Here is a 1,329-nt window from a genome sequence, read left to right as displayed (position 1 = left end):
GTGCCTGTGGTCAATACCCCATTTTTCGGACAAGAAAATATTCGACACATTGATCATAAATGATCATGTTTATTCGATTGTTTGCTTGTGATTCAGGCTGCCATCCATTGAAAATATTGACTCGGAGACAGCCTGTTCAAACCTTTTTGACAGCGCTGCTTATTATAATAAGCAATGTACTTGGAAATGGTTCTATAAGCGCCTTGAACGGATTGGCACGGAAATAGAATAAAAGCTTCGGATTTAAAATGCGAGAAAAACCCCTCTGCACATGCGTTATCAAGGCATGTGCCTTTTCTTGACATGCTTGGTGTCAGGTTATATGCTTTCATTAATTGATGATATCTATTGGAACGGTACTGCATACCCCGATCACTGTGTAAGATGGTATCAGTATGCGTTCCTTTCTTTTTAACCGCCTTCTTGATCGTATTTTCGACCAGATTAATGTCGTGATCCCGACTTGCCTGATAGGCAACAATCTCGTTATTAAACAGATCCATGATGACCGAAAGGTAAATCGTTTGATTGCCTGCCTTAAACTCCGTGACATCTGTCACCCATTTCCTAAATGGTTTATCTGCATCAAAATCCCGTTTCAATAGATTGTCGTAAACTCTTCCTGCAGATGATTGCTGGTATTTCCTCTTATGGCTTTTCTGTCGGATAACCGCCTTTAAGCCAAGCCTTTTCATGATTCGGTATACCTTTTTATGATTCATGTCCCAACAATAATCCTGGCGAATCCTTGATTCGATACCCCGTACGCCCAGAACACCTTTGTATTGATGATAAATATAAGAAATAAGTTCTTCTTCATTGGCATCTTTGTTGGAACGTTTAAGATAGGCATAATAACCACTTCGGGAAACGCCCAATGCCTCACATAAAGCATTGATAGGATAAGCTTCGCTTCGAAGCTGATCGATTACTTGAAATTTTGTTTCTCCTCCTTTTGGCGTGATAGTTCTAAATACTTTTTTAAGGCATCAACTTCTATTTGGAGGCGATCGACCTTTTCCTCTGTGGTGGAAGAAGTCTCGCCCTTTTTGGGACGTCCTAAAGACCGGTCAAAGGCGGCTTCACCATTTCTTTGATATTTCTTAATCCATTCATAGATGTTATCCCGATGGCGAATATTAAGATCATCCACGACAGACTGGACAGCTTCATTATTTTCCAGGACACGCCGAATCGCTTCTAATTTTGTTTGCTTACTGTAGCGCTGTTTCTTTTGTGATTCAGACATTCTAAAACCTCCCCTCATACTCGCAGCGTAAATGTCGAATCATTTATGTGTCCAGTATAAGGGGTACGGACTACTGTCAC

2 protein-coding genes are annotated in these 1,329 nt (G+C 40.7%); both read right to left on the bottom strand.

The genetic code is table 11. The annotated features are described in order from the left end of the window. Positions 1–92: 92 nt before the first annotated feature. Positions 93–929, bottom strand: coding sequence for an IS3 family transposase (locus ACFQU8_RS09595; RefSeq protein WP_382359185.1), 837 nt, complete (start codon positions 927–929; stop codon positions 93–95). Continuing rightward, a complete protein-coding gene (locus ACFQU8_RS09590; protein WP_382359182.1) occupies positions 929–1,249 on the bottom strand; it encodes a transposase in 321 nt (106 codons plus the stop codon). Before ACFQU8_RS09590 ends, ACFQU8_RS09595 begins: the two co-directional genes overlap by 1 nt. Positions 1,250–1,329: the final 80 nt, after the last annotated feature.

Origin of the sequence: Lentibacillus kimchii (genome assembly GCF_042666895.1) — a bacterium.
Classification (GTDB): domain Bacteria; phylum Bacillota; class Bacilli; order Bacillales; family Amphibacillaceae; genus Lentibacillus; species Lentibacillus kimchii.
This window is presented reverse-complemented; position numbering and strand designations above follow the sequence as displayed.

What these genes read in the sequence shown, in the direction of transcription:
- ACFQU8_RS09590 (WP_382359182.1), bottom strand. Translation starts at nt 1,249, where the DNA reads ATGTCTGAATCACAAAAGAAACAGCGCTACAGTAAGCAAACAAAATTA.